1 protein-coding gene is annotated in these 1,488 nt (G+C 67.3%); it reads right to left on the bottom strand.

The genetic code is table 11. The annotated features are described in order from the left end of the window. Window positions 1-1,488: non-ribosomal peptide synthetase (locus tag LU671_RS29210; RefSeq protein WP_232857807.1), on the bottom strand; the 1,488-nt coding region annotated here is incomplete at both ends.

Here is a 1,488-nt window from a genome sequence, read left to right as displayed (position 1 = left end):
GCTGTCGAAGGCCAGGCGTGACTGCAAAAGGTACGGGTCGCCCTGCTCGGCACTGAGGTGGTGATAGAGAATGCCTTCCTGCAAGGGCGCCAGCGGGTAGATTTCCTGCACGTTGCCCGCGCCACCCGGCACGCTGGCGACGATACGGTCGATGCTGCCCTGGTCCAGGTCGATCAGGCTGAGCATGTCCGGCGTGATCTGCGTCGCGCCTTGCGGCACACGGTTCTCGGGCACTGCCACTTCACGTCCGGAGCCCACCGCGGCCGCCAGCGCGGCCAGGGTCGGCTGGGCAAACAGCACGCGCACGTCGGCATCCAGCCCGGCCTTGCGCATGCGCTCGATCAGGCTCACCGCCAGCAGCGAGTGGCCGCCCAGCTCGAAGAAGTGGTCATGGCGGCCGATTTGTTCGACCTTGAGCACCTCGGCCCAGATCGCGGCCAGCGCGGTTTCGATTTCACCTTGCGGCGCCTCGAAGGCACGGCTGACCAACGCGTCGCTGCCCGGCTGCGGCAAGGCACGGCGGTCGAGCTTGCCGTTGGCAGTCAGCGGCAGCGCGTCCAGTTGTACATAGGCCGACGGCAACATGTAGTCCGGCAGTTGGCCTTGCAGTTGCTGGTGCAGTTCAGCGATTGCCTGATGGCCAGTGAAATAGGCCACCAGGCGCTTATCGCCCGGCACATCCTCGCGCACGATCACGGCGGCGTCGCGAACACCCGGGCACTCGCCCAGGCGTGCCTCGATCTCGCCCAGCTCGATACGGAAGCCCCGCAGCTTGACCTGCTGGTCGGCGCGTCCCAGGTAACGCAGGGTGCCGTCGGCCTGCCAGCTCACCAGGTCGCCGCTGCGGTACATCGTGCCGCCGTTGAACGGATCCGGCAGGAAGCGCTCAGCGGTCAGCTCCGGCTGGCCCAGATACCCCATGGCCACGCCGTCACCGGCGATATACAACTCGCCCACCGCTCCCACCGGCAGCAATTGCTGGCGAGCATCGAGCACATAGCAGCGGCTGTTGCCGATCGGCTTGCCAATCGGGATGCTGCCCTCGCCCACCTCGGTGATGTCGTGGGTGGTGCTGAAGGTGGTGGCTTCGGTCGGGCCGTAGCCATTGAGCAGGTGTTGCGGCGCGCCCTCGCGCAGTACCCGGGCAATCACCGCCGGGTCCAGCACATCGCCACCGACCATCAGGTAGCGAAGCTCTCGGAACGCCGGCAGCAAATCGCCGGCGAACTGATGGAACAGGCCAGCGGTCAGCCACAGCACGGTGACACCCTGCTCCAGCAGCACTTCGCGCAGGCCCTGGCGCGACAGCACCTGGTCCTGGTCGATCACCACCACCGCGCCGCCGTTGAGCAGTGGCGCCCAGACCTCCAGGGTACTGGCGTCGAACGCCGGGTTGGAGGCGAAGGCCACCCGGTCCTGGCGGTTGAAATCGGCAAAGCCGTTGTTGATCACCAGGCGCGCGATGGCCCGGTGCGGCACCTGCACGCC

The sequence above is a fragment of the Pseudomonas sp. NMI760_13 genome, assembly GCF_021283245.1.
Classification (GTDB): Bacteria; Pseudomonadota; Gammaproteobacteria; order Pseudomonadales; family Pseudomonadaceae; genus Aquipseudomonas; species Aquipseudomonas peradeniyensis.
This window is presented reverse-complemented; position numbering and strand designations above follow the sequence as displayed.